This window comes from Leclercia sp. UBA2479 (assembly GCF_002341985.1).
Classification (GTDB): Bacteria; Pseudomonadota; Gammaproteobacteria; order Enterobacterales; family Enterobacteriaceae; genus Enterobacter; species Enterobacter pneumoniae.
The window spans coordinates 262,193-280,027 of the sequence record NZ_DDPB01000006.1 but is presented as its reverse complement, the minus strand read 5'-3'; the positions used below and the strand labels follow the sequence as shown (position 1 = coordinate 280,027).

11 protein-coding genes and 1 pseudogene are annotated in these 17,835 nt (G+C 39.5%); 8 read left to right on the top strand and 4 right to left on the bottom strand.

The features are described 5' to 3' along the window. Nucleotides 1–97: 97 nt before the first annotated feature. Both symE and B3B59_RS06210 read left to right on the top strand, forming a co-directional pair. Nucleotides 98–424 carry an endoribonuclease SymE gene (gene symE / locus B3B59_RS06215; protein ID WP_286808408.1) on the top strand — a complete coding sequence of 109 codons (327 nt, stop codon included), beginning with the start codon at nucleotides 98–100 and terminating at the stop codon, nucleotides 422–424. A 124-nt stretch (nucleotides 425–548) separates the two neighbouring features. Further along, nucleotides 549–1,386: pseudogene (locus tag B3B59_RS06210) on the top strand (phosphorothioated DNA-binding restriction endonuclease). 219 nt (nucleotides 1,387–1,605) lie between these two features. Here B3B59_RS06210 and B3B59_RS06205 read toward each other — a convergent pair. Genes B3B59_RS06205 through B3B59_RS06195 form a run of 3 tightly spaced genes read right to left on the bottom strand, consistent with a single transcriptional unit; the run spans nucleotide 1,606 to nucleotide 6,829 of the window. Beyond that, complete coding sequence (locus tag B3B59_RS06205) at nucleotides 1,606–2,505, bottom strand: phosphoadenosine phosphosulfate reductase family protein (protein ID WP_286808406.1); 900 nt, start codon at nucleotides 2,503–2,505, stop codon at nucleotides 1,606–1,608. A 14-nt stretch (nucleotides 2,506–2,519) separates the two neighbouring features. Then, complete coding sequence (locus tag B3B59_RS06200) at nucleotides 2,520–5,870, bottom strand: hypothetical protein (RefSeq protein WP_286808404.1); 3,351 nt, start codon at nucleotides 5,868–5,870, stop codon at nucleotides 2,520–2,522. Between the two features lie 2 nt (nucleotides 5,871–5,872). Next, nucleotides 5,873–6,829: a DUF4007 family protein gene (locus tag B3B59_RS06195; RefSeq protein WP_286808402.1), complete on the bottom strand. Its 957-nt coding sequence runs from the start codon at nucleotides 6,827–6,829 to the stop codon at nucleotides 5,873–5,875. 558 nt (nucleotides 6,830–7,387) lie between these two features. Between B3B59_RS06195 and B3B59_RS06190 the strand changes: the two genes are divergently transcribed. The 6 genes from B3B59_RS06190 to B3B59_RS06165 are packed head-to-tail and all read left to right on the top strand — an operon-like array spanning nucleotide 7,388 to nucleotide 15,653. Further along, on the top strand, nucleotides 7,388–9,727 hold the full coding sequence (locus tag B3B59_RS06190; protein ID WP_286808401.1) for a DUF262 domain-containing protein: 2,340 nt from the start codon (nucleotides 7,388–7,390) through the stop codon (nucleotides 9,725–9,727). A gap of 2 nt (nucleotides 9,728–9,729) precedes the next feature. Next, a complete protein-coding gene (locus B3B59_RS06185; protein WP_286808400.1) occupies nucleotides 9,730–11,883 on the top strand; it encodes a DEAD/DEAH box helicase family protein in 2,154 nt (717 codons plus the stop codon). Then, nucleotides 11,883–12,113, top strand: a complete 231-nt coding sequence (locus tag B3B59_RS06180; RefSeq protein WP_286808399.1) for a CxC ATPase DNA modification system associated small protein — start codon at nucleotides 11,883–11,885, stop codon at nucleotides 12,111–12,113. Before B3B59_RS06185 ends, B3B59_RS06180 begins: the two co-directional genes overlap by 1 nt. Continuing rightward, the gene (locus B3B59_RS06175) at nucleotides 12,094–14,154 is read left to right on the top strand and encodes an AAA family ATPase (protein ID WP_286808397.1); all 2,061 of its coding nucleotides are present in this window, start codon (nucleotides 12,094–12,096) and stop codon (nucleotides 14,152–14,154) included. The genes B3B59_RS06180 and B3B59_RS06175 overlap by 20 nt, the downstream gene beginning before the upstream one ends. After that, nucleotides 14,147–14,599, top strand: coding sequence for a hypothetical protein (locus B3B59_RS06170; protein WP_286808395.1), 453 nt, complete (start codon nucleotides 14,147–14,149; stop codon nucleotides 14,597–14,599). Before B3B59_RS06175 ends, B3B59_RS06170 begins: the two co-directional genes overlap by 8 nt. Further along, nucleotides 14,592–15,653 (top strand): cysteine desulfurase family protein, encoded by a 1,062-nt coding sequence (locus B3B59_RS06165; protein WP_286808393.1) that lies wholly within the window; start codon nucleotides 14,592–14,594, stop codon nucleotides 15,651–15,653. The genes B3B59_RS06170 and B3B59_RS06165 overlap by 8 nt, the downstream gene beginning before the upstream one ends. Here B3B59_RS06165 and B3B59_RS06160 read toward each other — a convergent pair. Beyond that, nucleotides 15,634–17,661, bottom strand: coding sequence for a DNA phosphorothioation-associated putative methyltransferase (locus B3B59_RS06160; RefSeq protein ID WP_286808576.1), 2,028 nt, complete (start codon nucleotides 17,659–17,661; stop codon nucleotides 15,634–15,636). The genes B3B59_RS06165 and B3B59_RS06160 overlap by 20 nt on opposite strands. Between the last annotated feature and the right edge of the window lie 174 nt (nucleotides 17,662–17,835).

Genomic DNA, 17,835 nt, shown 5'->3' with positions numbered 1-17,835 from the left:
CTGGGTAGATTTACAGGTGCTGTTATTTTCGCGATGCGGATATGCGCCAACATACCCGCACCGCTAATCACAATCACTATTAACAGGAATAGTAATCATGACTAAGCCAGATTGTATTGCAGATTGTTTTGATCCAGAAGTGTTTGATGCAGTGAGCCGCCATTTTACCGTGGGCTATGCGAGTCGTTACCCCGATCATCTTCACCTGCCGGCGCTGACGATAAAGGGCCATTGGCTTGAAGAGGCCGGGTTTGGTACCGGCACCAAAGTGGATGCGAAGGTAATGCAGGGCTGCATTGTACTGACGGCACGGGAAGAGATGTCGGAGTTCGAACTGGCGGTGCGCGAGGCGTGTAAGCTGTCGAAACGCAAGCAGAAGCAGGTGGTGGAGTTTATTGGGGTGATAGCGGGGAAAGGTCGCTGAGGCTCTGAATGCGGGTTGTGAATAAGGCGCTGATGGCGCCTTTTTTGTTTGTGAGATCTGGGTGGGTTGATTGAGAGCGGTTTTGCGAGCATCATCGCAATTATTTACTTTAATCCGTAACGCGATGGCTTCCAACAAAACACTTGAACAGGCAATTGCCGACATCATTATCTGGCGCAAGGGCGAACAGCGTGCGCCGCATAAACCCTTATTACTTCTCTATGTGTTGGCGCATTATCAGCAGGGACACGCACGATTATTTGATTACGGCACAGAAGTCCGCGACCAGCGGCATAATTTGTTAGAAGGTTTGGTTCGCAGCGTGAACAGTACCGCTCTGATATGCCGTTCTGGTGACACGAAGGCGATGGCTTTTGAGAACTGTGAAACGACTAGCTATGTTCAACGACCGGCAGTAAGCAACCGCCTGCGGGAGAGCTGTTCGATTTCAGCGTAGCTGGCGGCTTCGATGAAGAGCATTACGCGCTTTTGGCAAGTAATAAAAGGCTCATTGGCTCTCTTGCTCAAAGAATCCTTGAAGAACATTTTCCAGAAAATGTTCAGGAAGAGATAGCTGACGAGACGGGATTTGATATCCAGCAGACCCGTAAGGTTCGCGATCCCCTCTTTCGCCAGCAGGTACTACGCGCTTACGACTACCCATGTGCGGTTTCAAGCTTTAATCTAAGGCATGACAATCTGTCTGTAGGGCTTGAGGCGGCGCATATCAAATGGAGACAACATGGTGCGCCATGTGAAATTCCGAACGGGAAGATGTTATAAGCGACTCAACATAAGGCATTTGATATAGGTTCGATTGGGTTAAGTGAGGATATTCGGGTGCTCGTATCTGAGATAGTGTTTGGCGCAGATATTTTGAAAAGTTGTTATGTGATTTCTTAGGTAAGCCGATAATTCTGCCAAAAGTTCAAGGTAATTATTCGAAGGGAGGTCTAGTCTGATTGCCTAGACCAAGTCTGTAAATTAATGTTTTTGTACTCACGATTAACAATGCGTCATTATATTTTAATGCCCGGTGACAGCTAAAGGATAGCCTTAAAATTGGGCATTTAGAAAATTAGACAGGCCAGCCCGCATAATAAATCAGTTCGATAAATATTCTCATCAGCATGTTTTAGCCTTAAAAGTAGACTGTTATTTATACATCATACATAACAGTACTACTTATAACATGTAATACAAGCGCCGCCACCCTCTTCTAGATCATACATCGCGTCCATATCTAACGTGTCAATAATCATGCTTTCATCCACCATTGCGTGCTTACCTAATCGACGATTTCTCTCTCGCTGTTTTTTCTTCTCAAAACGAGCTTTTACCTTCTCGTGATTTTCTTTAATCTGCTTGACACGCTCCGGATCCTCCAGCGTTTCTAATGGTTCATTTGGTCCCATCCAGAAAAAAGTTTCGCCATTCGCACTTGTTTCCGCTCTTTTTTCATAAGACTTAGCTTCTTCAAAAGCCTCGGGATGCTCTTCACGTAGCCGTACCCATTCAATTTTCCTCTGGAAAAAGCAGAAGGTACAACCAGAACGAGAACGCCATTCGTAGTATTTCGGTAATCCAAGCCCAGCGCTATCTAGTATATCGAGTACACCCTGCTTTTTGATGCCGTCTTCAGCAAATGGCATTTTGATAGTGAGATATTTTTGATTCTCATTGGGGCGATAACCATCACGCCAAGGCTCATCAGCGCGAATTCCAACATAAGAAATAACTTCGTAGCCATCGTTGAGGAAAGGGCGAATCCACTTTTCAAATGGTTCAAGTTTCATACGGATGGTACACCACCGTTGCTGTCCTGCAGGGAGAAAATTATTGTGTTGTTCTAACCAATAATCAAACCCTTTTTTGTCGTTTATGTGCAGAATAGGTTTACCTAGAACGATTTCTAGTTGCTCTAAATACTCATAAACTTCAGGTAATTCTTTGCCCGTATCAGTAAAGAAATACTCAATGTCTAGCTCAGGATAGTTCCTAGCCATATACACCGAGAGAGCAGCACTATCCTTACCTCCTGATAGGCCAAGAACATGTTTCACCTTGCGTTCATCATTCATGAGTAATACCTATTTTATTTAACTTTTGCTTCAAGAGACTTTCTAAGCAATTGCTGTAAGACATTGATTTTAAGAAACTCATCAAGTTCAGAAAGGTGAGACTCGATAGTTTTCATTGTGTTTTGCAATTCATCCGTTTCAACAACTCGAATTTCTCGTTTGAATGAAGTCAGTTTACCATCATCACCTTCTAATACTAAGGACACTAATTTTGTCTTACCAGATCGAAATTTGGCTTTGTCATTATGCTGCGACTTTATAACACTCAAAAAATCTTGTGCATAGTCACTGATTTTGTTTGAAGCTGTTTGAAGAATTCCTTCGTTCCAGTTTTGTTTTCCGCGTCCAGTGACAATTTGAATCATACTCTCAAGCCACTCTAACAATCCTGTATCACTTTTAGCGAGCTCTCTAGCAAAAGCTTTCAAGCGCAAGTCACCTGAGTTTTGCTCTACGTAATGGCACATTTTCGCTAATTCTTCACCATGTTCCGGGAATATATTTTTTACCCTGGTTTTTATCGCAATTAACATTTGCTCATGCTTTTGTCTTAGAGTTTTAAAACAGTCTTCCAAGAGATCAATTTGGCTCATGAAGTCATGCGCACCAAAATTTATAAGTTCTTTTTGTAAATCTTTAACAAGTAAAGTATGTGGATCATTTGCTTGTAAAAAAAGATCTCGTACTCTCAAATACGTTTTATTACGTTTATCATTATCTGGCACAATATGGTGCGCATTTTTTACCCACTGCGGAAGATTATGTATTGTAGTTACTAATGGTGTCGCAACTGATAAAATGTCATTTGAAATATTACGGTTGGTTTCCGCTGCAGCGAATATAGCAAGTTTTTGCAACCACTCTTTTTCTTCAGGTGCTAATACAATATATTTCGCGGCAAGATCGCTTGGGTTCTTAATCAGTTTATGAACATAGTCACTATCCGGCTCTGCGATAAAGGCAAATTCTCCAGACATATCTTTTTCATAATATGCAATTTTTTCGCCCATCGATTTCAAAAAGGCGAGTATGAAGATCGGAATAACACCCTTAGTTAAACCAAAGGGTGCGCTACTCCATAATTCCGCGATTTCAGACAAACCGACTTCACAACCCTTGCGATCTTTCAATCGTTTTTCCGCTGCGGCAAACATGGCATTGAGATTTGTATCCAAATAATCTCTGAACCAATGCTGCCCTTTTTCATCTTCGGCCGAGTGAATGGATGTATTTTTTAAGCAGCTTATATACATGGATTTCTCAGGAGGAAACCCCTCAATACCTAAATCTTCACAGTCCTCTTTATCAAGCATGGCTTCGAGAAGTTTTTTTAAAGCAGAAACTGCGGTCCCCGACAATTTATTACGATTTACAAGCTCGTTCAGGATTTTAGGTGCTTGGAAAAATATGCTATCTGCGGCAAAGGTTGCTATTTCACTAATAGTCTCTTTGCCATAAGCAACTCCGTTGTGAAACCAAACTGCGTTGTTGAATGCATAAGTTAGAGCGGTTTCTAAAGCTGATTGAGCATTAAAAGTACGAGCACTATGTTCTTCACGAGCAACTTTGTCATGGGTAAGCGCCGCTCCAGTTATTTTATCACTCAAGATAAGATCTAAAGCATATTTTTCATTTGCAAGAGTAATAATTTCATTAGCATTTGGCGCACAAGCAAGCATTAGTGACTTGTTATTTCGCGTCACTTCCTTCAATCGCGATTCTGATTCTTCTTTTAGTAAAAGTAAGAAATTCGCGAATTCACCATTCTTTGACGTAAGTAGTGAATTGATGTCGATACTACTAAGTTGCATTGCTACCGATTGAGCGGCCCATCGTAAAGTACCATATTCGTGATAGTGGCCTTTAGCAATAACTTGGGAGCTGAAATTAATCCGGTCAATCGCTTCATGACTATTGTGAAGTTGGTCGAGTTTTTCTTCAACCAATCCAGCAATATCGAGATCAGACCCCTCAAATACAACCCAAGAGGATAGATATTTCCTATATACGATGCAGGAAGCTTCTTTTAATTGTTGCAGACACGCATTAAGTTGTTCTTGCTGTGTAATCTCAGTTGCGGTAAGCAATATCTTCTCAGCGCCGGTAAGGTTGGCTGATTTTCCAAATAGAGTAATCAAAGCTATGGTTTTAAGCAGCTTGATGCATTGCGGCGAGAAATCTTGTTTCAAGGCTTTTCTTATTGCATCAGCCGCTGTCGCCCAGCCATGACCATCTGGAGATCCCAAAATGGCATGTTCCATATTAGCTTCTAGATAATCCCAAAGATGACTAAGATCATATCGAGCGTTTTGGTCATTTGTGTGCTGTAAGAAGAGTTGAAAACTGAACTGTTCGTGAGAATTTAAAAAACTAAACGTACTGCGTTCGTTTTGACTAAATCTCCGCTTGGCAATAGGCCCTAGTAACAAAGCGGTTAATGGGTGAAGTGGAACACATTGCTCTAACCGGCTAAGTAACAGCTGTTTACGCTGTTGTTTATCTTCAAGTGCTGCAAGTACGCTTTTAACGAGCTCATCGCCATCGTTCTTCGGTAAAGTTGTTTTTATCGAACTACTAATTAATGCGACCGTTTCATCAGTTGATACATTATAAAGTATATCACTATAACGCCCTTGAATCTTACCCCATTCATCCTGTAACTTGGTGCCACGTTCTTTAGCATATTCACTGAATGCCTGATGTAACAATCCTAAAAAAATAACTGGCGTGTCAATCCTAGATAGCTCTTCTGCGATATCCTGAAATAAATGTAAATCACCACCATTTCGGTTAATGTACTCTAGGCTTTTGCCCATTTCATCTGCGATGATAAGTACACCATCAACGTATGGAGCAATGTCTTCAAACAGGCTTTTCCATAAGTTAAGGAGTTCACTGTCACTCTCGACGCTCACTTTGCTATATTTAACTAGGATGCTGGATTTGCATGTCTTTGGATGTTCTTCGAGTGCGTTAAGAGTTGCATGCCAAAAGGATTCTATTGGGCCTCTCACTCCACCTACGGAGCGTATTTGTAACCACCCTTTCTTGTAAGGTACACTTTCTTCTAATAGTAATTTTGACTCATCATTAATCGTATTGATGGCTTCATTACGAATATTAATATCAGCATGTAATAAACCTGCTAAAAGCAACGCAACCGTCGACTTACCCGAACCATAAGCACCAGTAAGTGTATAGGCGCTCTGTCCGGTTTGTTTGTATTGCCGGAAGAGCGTTTCTAGCGAAGCTTGTGCAGTTCCATGGTAAACCAAACCAGGAAAGAAATCGGCGCTCAAATCACTATCAATACGGGTAGAACGTTGATGACGTGTAGCGATAGAGTAAAATTTACTAAGAGTCACTCTTATTTTCCTTCTGGTTGATAGTAGTGCTTAAGGTACTGATTAGGTTCAATAATTTTTATATCTTCGAAACAGTGTTGTACTTGCCTTAAACCTTGGGTATCCGTCCAAGCAATTTTGCCGTCGGTTAATGTTTCAACTTGATCAAGCTTGTCACTAAGCCCAGCAGCAGATAAACGAAATACTCGACCAGGTGAACCTACGTCATTCAGTAATGCTTCAAAGGACAACGTATTTACCTTACTCCCTTGGTGTATTCTCTGCATGTAGTCAATGAGGGCATAGGTAAAGACCTCAACGGGCAGGGAAGGACGCCGAGAAAGTTCTGCTAGGTAACTCCTAGCATCTTCTTGCTTCAGCAAACCTAGCTCTGTGAAAGGTGAAGCAAAGCTATCCTCATTAATTTTTTTTGATTGCAATGACTTGTGTGCATACATCTGCAACAGACAGTCGATATCTTTATTTAGAGTTTCTTCAGTAAGCTCTTTTTCATGATTAATGAGTGCATCTTTTATCTCATTTGCTAAAAACTCTTTCTTTACTTTTATCCCATTGAAATAATTGAATAAAAATCGAGACGCATTCAATTCAGCATGTTTTGTATCAATGGATTGTAGTAGCCAATGTAATAGCCAAATCGTCCCGATCTTATCAAGGTATTCATCGTATGCTGCTTTACCGTTTTTATGAGTAAAAAGCTGTTCAGCAAGCGGTGTCAGTTGATAAATTTGTTCTTTATTATCGACGCATATCACTAAATTCAATGCACGAATCCAATGCCGGACAGAAAGTACCATGTTCTTTCCCATCCCCATTGATTGCATCTGTTTCTCTATATTCGATTTACTCGAAATGGACTCACCTTTTACAATTTCTTGAATTATTTTATAAATCCAGCCGTAACGGATAGGAAAAGTTTGATGTCCGGAGAATTTTAGTATCGTAGATTCGATGCTCAATGTAGTTACCTTGCTGCTGAATTGGAGATTTCATCCAAACGGAGACGACATTGTATCAGAAGGGCATTGCATCTAGAAGTTGATCGTACTCAGAAGTTTATCATACTACTTAAACAAACAAAACCAACATTAAGCACCAAAAAATCGGAGCATGGCAGCATATAACCTTAATAAAGCACGAGCTCAAATTATCAATGAAAAATTCATCAATGACCTGCCCAACTGCTGACAACATTAATCATAAGGTTGTTGTAACAGGCTTGATTCATGGGAAATGAGGACTATGCAAAGTGCAGAGCTTGATGTTGAATCCAGCGTGAAGGTAATCTCTAAAATGTCCTTGATTTCACGTGATTCGCCTAGCATATTGTAGCTTTCAAGATAATGTTCAGCTCATCGTACCACTTAACTAGCTGCCTTTTGTGACTGGAATCACGGCAGCCAGTGAAACACCAGGTTCACTAAACTTAAATGCCCGGACAAGATCATAGAATATCCGTAGATTTGATGATATAAATAGGGTATTTCGAAGCATATCAGTTACCTAGGAAAACATCGATGCAAAAGTCTCTCGATATTTTTAAAGCAGAACCTCAATCGGTCTTTGATGTCATCTGCAAACGTAAAACAACAGGCTTTTATATGCCTGCTTATCAGAGACCATATTCATGGGAAGAAAGTCATATTAGAGATTTGTTTTCTGATTGTGAAAACGTATTTAGAAATCTTCTTGACTCTCATGATGCAATTATTTTCCTCGGTTCTATACTCAGTGTAGATGATAGTATTGCCCAAACCATTTATCCTTTAGTAAAAAGAGATAAACCGGAAGAAATCAAACTTATCATCGATGGACAACAGCGCCTTTCGACTTTGATGTTGATCATACTCTGTATTAATGAAAGATTAAGAATACTTTTACCCAGTTTGAAAAAAGCAATTACTTCAGAACAAGATGAAGAAATAAAAGACGTACTTGATGAATTACGCCAAGTAGTTTCTCAGCTAGAGATCGACACTTCGAATACGGTTGTAGAGACAACTGCAGAACATGAAGTATACAAATATCTCCCTAAAATTATTCGTTCACAGGTCGATTGTTGGGGTAGAAGTGAGAAAAACGCTATATATGATAGTCCAATAGCTGAATTGTTGTATATCTATCAGCGTCACATTATGGATCAGCGTGATTATTCAGTGTTTAAGCCTCTAGACTTATCATTGATGAGCACTTCTGCAAAACGTGTAGTTAACAACATTAAAGAAATAAGAAAACAACTTGATTGTGTACAAAAAGGCTTTCAATTCCAATTTCCTGATAGCGAAACTGAAGAAAAAATTAACATCAGTGATTTAGTCGATGTTGAAACATTAGATATATGTTTAGATTTCCCTGTTGATAAAGATTTGGCATTGGTTTCTGAATCGTATCCTAAAGTTGCAGAAGTAATTTATATCGCCGTATTTGCGAAATTTTTGCTTCATCGTGTTTGCCTTACTTACGTTGAAGTTAACAATGAATCGTATGCATTCGATATGTTTGAAGCTTTGAATACTACGGGCGAACCACTCACAGCGATTGAAACATTTGTACCAAAAGCTATTGAATTTATAGGAAAACAGCGTAAAGAGGGGGTCCAGGAAGAAGAACTGGAAGCAGCAATGGATGTTCTCAAATCCATAACTGAGCGCTTCGAAAATATAATCGATAGTAAAGAAAAAAATCTTAAAACTAAAGCGTTAATACTGGCTTTTGTACGAGCTTTTGAAGGCAAAGTAAAAGTTACGAGCTTAAGAGATCAGCGAGATGCAATGCTTAAGAGTTATGAAAATTGTGACTTTGATCTCAAAGGTGTTTACTTAAGACAGCTAGCAACATCTGCCAACTTTTTATTCGACCATTGGCAAGCAGTAGTACCAAATGTAGGAAAATTAGTTGACTCTAACGTTTTAGATATTTCTAATTTATGTCTTCGATACCTTGTGGATATGAAGCATGATATTGTTCAAAGTCTATTGATACAATTTGTATTAATTGATGAGAAATTTGATGCAACAGGTACAGAATATTCTGACTTCGCAAAAGTACTTAAATCTGTAACAGCATTTAGTATACTTTGGCGAGCAATGAGTGGGGGAGCTGATGGTATTGATGCGGTTTACAAAAAATTACATGAACGTGGTGTGAGCTCTGATCAAAAAGGGCTCACATTAGGTCATTCTTCATTGACATCTGAGCAGTTTAATCCGGATATTATTAATCAATTTTTCAGAGCAGAACTTATAAATAAAATTATTACAAAAGGTTCTCCAAAAGATACAGTAGATGAAAAATGGCTTGATATCTGTTCAAAACAACAAATTCTAACCAAATCGAAGAGTATCAAAATGTTGCTCTTAGCTGGTTTGCATGGGGTTGAACTTAAAGGCGTTGATCATCAGATCTCAAATAAATTGAGTACTGACTTCCTAACAACCATGATGTGGGAATTAATTTCTGGGAAAAACGCTATCAAGAAGGTCTTCAATGGTGGTTCTACAGAAGGCTGGGGGGATGAGGAAATTGCAAACCCTGAAGTTTACAACAAGATTGGTAACGTATTAATTGATGTCAGAGACGGAGTTTCCAGCTCTAACCCACCATCTTGGTATAATCTAAAGCAACATTTACTTCAGGCCTTAGCTAACGATTCAATTAACGATATTGAAGATATCTTATCAACAGATTGTCATATTTCTGAGCATGCTAAACGTCATGCTTCAGTATTGATGCTAGAGAAAAAATTTGGTGATATAACGTTCGCCGATAAATGGGGTAAGCAGCAGATTGATGAACGCAGTTCATTACTCCTGAGCAACGCATGGCGCAATCTTACTAAATGGCTTGATTGGGAGTAACAATGCGGTTCTCAGACCTTAAACTCAAAGCTAAGTATGACTCAGATGAAGAAAGTATACTTGAATGTGTACATATCCCCTTGCTTGCTTGCGCAGATCGCTATGATAGGGCCGTGGGATACTTTTCGTCCGATGTATTAGTTTCTGCAGCGCAAGGTCTAGATAAGTTTATTCACTCAGAAGGTAAAATGCGCCTTATCATTGGAGATCCACTTTCTGATGATGAGTTTGAGGCGGTGATGGAGGGGGTATCAAACCCTGTTACAGCTCTATCACTCCAACTAGCAGATTTGTTGCTCGAAAGTACAGAACGAAACCTAAAACTGCTAACGTATTTAGTGGCTAAAGGACTACTTGAGATTAAATTCGCTTTCACGCATAAAGGTATGTTCCATAAAAAAATTGGGATCTTTTATCAACAAAATGAAACCGTTGTCTTCAGCGGCTCCGCGAATGAAACTATAGCTGGGTTATCAAAATATAATTCTGAGGAAGTTTCTCTATTTTTCAGCTGGCATGAAGCTTTTGCTGATTATGGACAAGTCGAAGTAGACAATTTCAATGCTCTTTGGAGTAACAACAAGAAGCGAGTCAAAGTTGTTGAAATTGATTCAGTTGCTTACCAAAGAGTCCGGGCTGGTGTTGATCTGGACGCTTTGAGTAAAGAATTATTTCCAGCATCCGCTGATCCCAAGACGAGCAAACCTTTCTTTTCGTACAGCTTCCCCAAATCAGAACAAGAGTTAACAAAACTAAATATAGAAGTGAAAACACCTCGCAAACCATTGATAGTGAAAAATAGAGCGTTTGAGTTATTTCCACATCAAGTCGAGGCGATAGAAAGCTGGCGAAAGGCAGATTATAATGGTCTATTTAAGTTAGCAACCGGTTCAGGTAAGACATTCACATCCATCTCTGCAATGGTTGAATTGTATGAAGAACGTAATAAGAATGATAATAAAACCTTTGTTATTATTAGTGTCCCTTACATAGAACTGGCTAATCAATGGGTAAAAGAGTTAGCTCCTTTTAACGTCGTCCCAATTCAATGTTACGAAAGCTCCAATAATTGGGCTGCTATATTGGATAAGAAAATATTACGCTTTCGAAGCGGAACTTTAGATTTTATCTGTGTTATTGCTGTTAACAAGACCTTATCAACGGAGTTATTTCAATCTAAGATAGCCAAAATACCATATGAGGATATGTTGTTAATCGGCGATGAATGTCACCACCTTGGTAGCCAAGGGTATTTCGATGCTTTACCCCCAGCTCGTTATCGAATAGGATTATCCGCCACGCCTTTTCGCACCGATGATGATGAGGTTGAAGGATCACCATTTCCGGATAAGATCAGACAGAATTTGCTTACATATTTTAAAGGCATCATAAGTGAGTACTCTTTGAGTGATGCTATTAAAGATGGAATACTCTCTCCTTATCGTTATGATATTGTTCCAGTTTATCTTGATATGGAAGAGCAAGAAGCGTATGAAGATTATTCAGCAAAGATTCAGAAGCTTATTCTAAAAGCCCAGTCAAAGAAATTAACAACTGATGAGCAGTCAATGTTGACGAATTTATGTGGTGGAAGATCAAGGTTACTAGCCACTTGCTCAGGTAAATTACCGGCATTACTCTATTATTTAAAAAATCATCCGACATTGTCGTTAACACATTCGTTAATCTATGTCGGAGAAGGTTATGCGCCAGGGGAAGGTACACCATATATTACTAAGGTCACTAATTGTCTACATGAACATGGCTGTAAAGTCTCAAAATTCACTTCCCAAGAGACATCGTCGGAGCGACGTATGATAATGGAAAGTTTTAAAGAGCAGCGCATTGATTCTTTAGTGGCCATGAAGGTATTAGATGAAGGGATCGATGTGCCGGTATGTCGAAGCGCTTTTATTTTGGCAAGCACGCGTAATCCTAGACAATATATCCAGAGGAGAGGTCGTGTTCTTCGGAAATCTCTGGATAAAAATGAAGCTTTAATTGTGGATTTTGTTGTTCTTCCATTACCGGGGGTAGTGAATCATATTAGTCAAAATCTACGCCGTGCGGAGTTGAACAGAATAGATGACTTCAAGTTAACAGCTATAAACCCCGAAGAGATTGATAAAAAAATCATCGAGTTAGGACTCTATTAATGAATCTTGATGCCTTTAAAGCTTTATTAAAGCAAGTTGATAAAGATACCCAGATCGCGCATCTGGATTACTCAAAGAAATCTGCTGTGCATAAAGCGGCATTGCAGGTTATGCAATTTGAGAAAGAGCTATACTATGGAGACTTAGTGCAAAACCGTCATCTTCAGAAGATCAAAGATATTATTGAAGCTAATGTGGAAGATATCATAAATGAAACTAATAAGACTTGAAATAAATAACTTTCGTCAATTTTATGGTAAGCAATCTATTGATTTTGCTGTGGATCCTGCACGCGGAGTTACGCTAATTCATGGTGAGAATAATGGTGGTAAAACAGCGTTACTTAACGCGCTTCGTTGGTGCCTTTATGAAGAAACCACAGAAAACTTACTTGACCCCAAAAATCTTCTCAATAAGCATGCAGAATCTCAAGGTAAGAATACGTTCGGTGTTTCTGTTCAGCTAGAACATGAAAATCGCTTACTTGACGTTAGAAGAATTCAAGATAAGAATAGTGCTAGCAGTAACCTACATGTTTATGAAATTATTGATGGTTGCTATGCAGAAAAAGCTGAAGAAAACCCGAATACGTTAATCAATACTTTTTTACCAAAAGAAATGTCTCAGTACTTTTTCTATCAAGGTGAAGGAACCGGTACTTTAAGTAGTCAAAATGATTTCTCTCACATCAAAGATGCTATCGAAAAAGTTTTAGGCCTAACGGTTGCTAAAACAACACTAAGACACTTGTCTGCCGTTAAGATAAGTTATCAAAAAGATCTCAAGCAATATGATACAAACAATGAAATTGATACCTTATTGACAAACAAAGATACTTTAGTTTCTAGTTTAGAACGTGACAAGATGCTACTGGAAAAAAAACAACGTGAGCTTGAGATTGCGGAGAAAGAATATGAAACTCAACTAGGTAAACTTGCTCGTTTCGATAAGACAACAATTGATGAACAACTTAAGCTTCGCAAACAGAAAACAGAGTTACTTAGTGACTACGCACGGCAGCATAAGCAGTTCCTGTCTGAAAAAATCTCAAAATCACCTGACTGGGCATTGAGGACATTTAGCCAAAAGCTTGCTTCGTTCGATGTTTCAGCAATTAATACTGAAGAGCTCAATAAGTCATTGCGTTATACCGTAGACAGGCAATTGTTACGTGAGATTGTACACAATAACGAATGTATTTGCGGCACTCATATTGAACAAGACAGCTCAGCGGCACGGCTTTTAGAGGAACTAGGTAAACATGCCGTTGACCCTGATCTTAAGCAACGTTGGGTGAGGGCGACCAAGCTACAACAAAGAATTAGCAGTCAGCAACTACCAAAAGCTAGTATGGAAAAATTATTAGCTGATATTGATGACTACGAAGTTGGTATGCAGGAACTCGAACACAGTATAAAAGAGTTAAGTTTTACCATAGTCGAGTCTGACATTGATGATATTAAGATTATCGAACGTGCCAAAGATTTGGCTAAATCTCAGTGTGACCAACTCAAAGGACAGATTCCTCAGTTAGAGCAGAATATCCGTAAAAAAGATATCGATATTAAAGAAATCGATCGCAGAGTGAGCAGTTTGTCATCAACTCAGCCCAAAGCCCAGAAAGTCCGCAACCTGATTCTAGCGACAGACAAGATAATCGAGTTATATGAGGAAGCAATGAATTCCTCGCAAAATGGAGTTGAGCAATTATTATTGAAAAAGATGCAATCATTGTTTAGTCAAGTTGCTTTTAATGGCTACACAGTTCAAAAGGACACCAACGGAAAATCAGGGAGCTTTACATGGGCAATTGTTGATAGTAAAGGCAAACGGGCAGCCGCTGGTAACGGATATCAAGCTATGCTTGCGATATCTTTTATCGTAGCACTGATTGAGTTCTCAAAAGTTCGTGCATATAACAAGCAGCATCTTCTTACCCCGGGCACTATTGCTCCATTTATTGCAGACTCTATTCTTGCCTTTATTGGTCCAGATAACGGTCGAGAGCTTGTTCGTTATATTGCGGAGAAAGTTGAGCAATCAATCTTTTTGTTTTCTCAAGCCCAGTGGACTGAAACGCATACTGACAAAGGAATAAGGCATAAAATAGGTAAGGAATATAATCTTGTTCAACATACAGTTCTTACAAAAGATGAATTTAAAGGCCAGTATCCGACACAACTTAAGGTGAACGGCGTTAATTATGAGGTTGTTCGTTTTGGTAGTGATTTTGACAAGGTAACTATCGAGGAGATTTCTACCCATGGCTGAAATTTTAGACTGGCGTAAGTTACAGGTTCACCGGGATTCTCGTTTCGAATCTTTAGAAGAGCGGTTTTGCTCGACAAAAGGAGCTAATAATGACTCCCGGATGTTTAGTACAGTTAAAGAACTAATGGTTTTTGCAGCGTTAGTGGGGTATCAACTGGATGAATATCAACCACTAAAGCCTAAAATCAAAACCACGCCAATCTTGCTGGATACTTATGCAACAACAGGACATGATGCTTATATCTATCTTCTTGCGTTAACCAAAACGTCGTCTCTAGACATTCTCAAAGATGAAAATTTAAGACAAGCAATTGATATTTTTGAAGGATATTGTAATAGTGGACTTAAAATCATTGATAACTGGATAATGAACAATATTGGTGAGCCACTAGTGACTAATATTATATTTAATCAAACATTAGAGTACTTAGTTGAAAATGAATAATTACTACGACTATGCTGCATCTACCCCAGTTTCTCAGCGAGTTCTAGAGGCGATGAGTCCTTGGGAGACAGAAAATTTCGCGAATGCTTCTTCTGCGCATCAAGCAGGAAGGCTGAGTTCTCAAGCAATCCAAAAAGCAAGAGAGCTAATTGCAGATAGTATAGGCTCACTTCCTAGTGAGATTATTTTTACCAGTGGCGCTAGTGAAGCTAACAACTTGGCTTTAAAAGGAGTAGCTTTCAAGCACCTTACTACCAAAGGCCACATTATTACCTCAGCTATAGAGCACAAATGTATTCTCAATACTTGTGCATTTCTGGAGTCGATCGGCTTTGAAGTAACTTATCTACACCCTGACAGTAGAGGCTACATATCGCCATCCTCCCTCGCTGCGGAGATAAGAAAAAATACTATTCTTATTTCAATCCATCATGTAAATAATGAACTAGGGACAATTCAGCCCATCAAGGACTTTGGTGCGATAGCTTTTGAGCACAACATTCCTTTTCACACTGATGCAGCACAGAGCTTCTGCAAATGCGATATTGATGTCGATGATATGGATATTGATATGCTTTCACTGTCTGGCCATAAAATTTATGGGCCTAAAGGGATCGGTGCACTTTATGTGCGTAATGCTAGAAATTCAGAACTTGTTCCCCTTATTCATGGGGGGGGACAAGAGTTTGGGCTACGTGGGGGCACATCGCCTACTCCCTTGATAGTTGGGCTTGCAGCTGCAGTGGAGTGCTACCCTACTCAAGCAAGTCCAATCGAAAAGCAGTTTCTAGATCTTATGGTGCATTATGATTTCTTAAGAAACGGTAGCGAGGCAGTTGTACCAACAATCTGGAGTGTAACATTTCCCTCCGACGAGGAGGTAAAACGTTTTACAAATGATTGTCCATGGTTCATATCTCAAGGTTCAGCGTGCAATGCTCTTTCTAATGTAGCTTCGCATGTATTAACCGCAATAGGGATGTCGGAACAAGTAGCGCGTCGCACTTACCGCATTAGTTTTCCGCCGTATAAGATTAGTGACGAATTAGCCTAAACCCAGTCACATGCTTTCCGGCAAGCGCTAACCGTTCCTCAAATATCTGTCTGCTCAAGATAACCTCGCCTGTGGCTTTTGTTCCCAAGAGCTTTGACAATCGCTTATCAAAGTTCTTCTGTTTTTCATACATTTCGTGGTTATTACTTAACAACAAATGCTTATTGAGCAGTGGTGGCCGGCGACTTTCATCAAGATAGTCAAAGAAGTCTATATTTTGATCAACCATTTTTATTTTGGTTCTCTCTACCAAATAAGGAACGGATTTGCTGAAATCATCGTAGCGTGTTAACGTGAGTTTACCAGAGTTAATATGTATTTTAACTAGCTCAACGGTTTCGTCTAATTCTCCATAAAGTTGCAATGCTGCACCGACATAAACACGTAATAAGAGTGGCAGCGCCTCAATGTAGTCCTTATGGAGAATTAACGAGTGCCCACTATTAAGAATACTTGCAGGCAATTGTTCGTGCGCCTTTATGCATTCTTTGCCAATCAACTGCGTATCTGCTATCGAAAAAAGTAATTCCTTCGCAAGATTATTCGCCGTTCGGTAATCATCAAATAAAGCGTTGATATCACGCTTTAGATTTTCAGGATGATGTGTATATGGTTTCCTTTTTTCAAATAACCCCATAGCAAAATATACTAGCAAATCTTCCTTGTGCGTTTTTTGTGCATTAGCAAATTCATTAGCACCATACATTTCCTGAAGCACGCCAAAGATTTTTTTGTGAGAACCAATCAAGTTTCTCACCTCTTCAGAACTCTTGAATTCATCGTTTGCCGGTATACGACCAAGCTCTAGACAAACATTCCAAAAATCATCAAAGACCTCCCTATTTTGTGTAATAACAAGTTTTGCTCGATCTTTACTCTCGATGGGTTGAGGAGAAGTGAGTTGTTGCCATTTAAAATGTCTTTGATACTTACTCTGAAGATAACGTTGTTCTTCTAACTTATCTTTAAACAAGTAAAAAATACCAGGCGCGACTGCAATAGCATCATCTTGCAATGAACGCTCTAAGTACTCTTTGAATTCTGATTGCGCATAATACTTTTGGAAGGTATTTCGAGAAGTAATTACGCCATCTTTATAAGGCCGAAACTGCTCGATATACGATTCGTTTGCTAACATGACTGATACGACAAGTATTTTTTCTGCTAGATCCCAAGCACTCAAGAGCGCTTCGAGGCGTTCATCTTGATCTTCGATAACATTAAGAACAAAACCTAAGTTCACAATATCAGACTTTACTTTGTCGTTATCAGGAGAAAATACAGGGTCCCAACCTAAAGCATCAAGACCATTTGCCTCAAGCTCCCTTAGGTCATCTCCTCTACCACACCCATAGTCAAAAATAGAAAATCGGCCATCTAGATAGCCTTGCTTAGCCAAAGTTTTCATCGGCCCTGATAGCTCATAGCGGACAATAGCCGTCTTGTAGCGATCGATGCCAAGTTCCGCAACGCCAGTTCTTGGAGGTGCACTATCTGCTTTTAGTAACCGCCCTTCCACTAACTGGTAACCTTTTTTCTGAATCAAATTTAGCCAAGAACGTTTGAATCCTATAGTGCGGGTGTTTTCGTACAAACCGGCCTTCTCCCCCTCTTCTGTCAATTTAGTGAAGTGTTCATAGTAGTCACTACCCGGCAAAATCATGGTTTCCTTTCGGTGCAAAATAGGTGGGTTATCAGAAGAACGATAGCAAGTTACTTTATGACTGAGTTTGCTCAGATCGATATTGAGACTTTGTTCCAAGGCAGGATACGAGTCGCTATAAAAATTTGGGTAGTTAAGTAATGATAAGCGAAATTCGTTCTTAAATAACTTGATTAGGTTCCATTGATCATCCGGTAAGTTCACTGCCCGGGCCACAGCTGGTATAAATTTTTGCAGTACAGATGGAAGCTCTTGCATGGCGTCTCTATGCAAATACACCGCATCAGGTAGGTGTTTTCCTATCTGAATCTTTTTGATAAGCTGCTTAAATGATTGATGATTCATCTTCAAGTGATATTTTCGGTATGCTGAGCTAGGTAAGTATTTATTTTAGCAGTATTGCTAAGTAGTTAAACAAAACCTGTCAAAAATTCCGTGTAACTACCCTCATTTCGTCAGTGGATTTCCAATCAGCTTGTTCCCCTATGTAATGACATCATCCCGGTGACCTTCCGACAG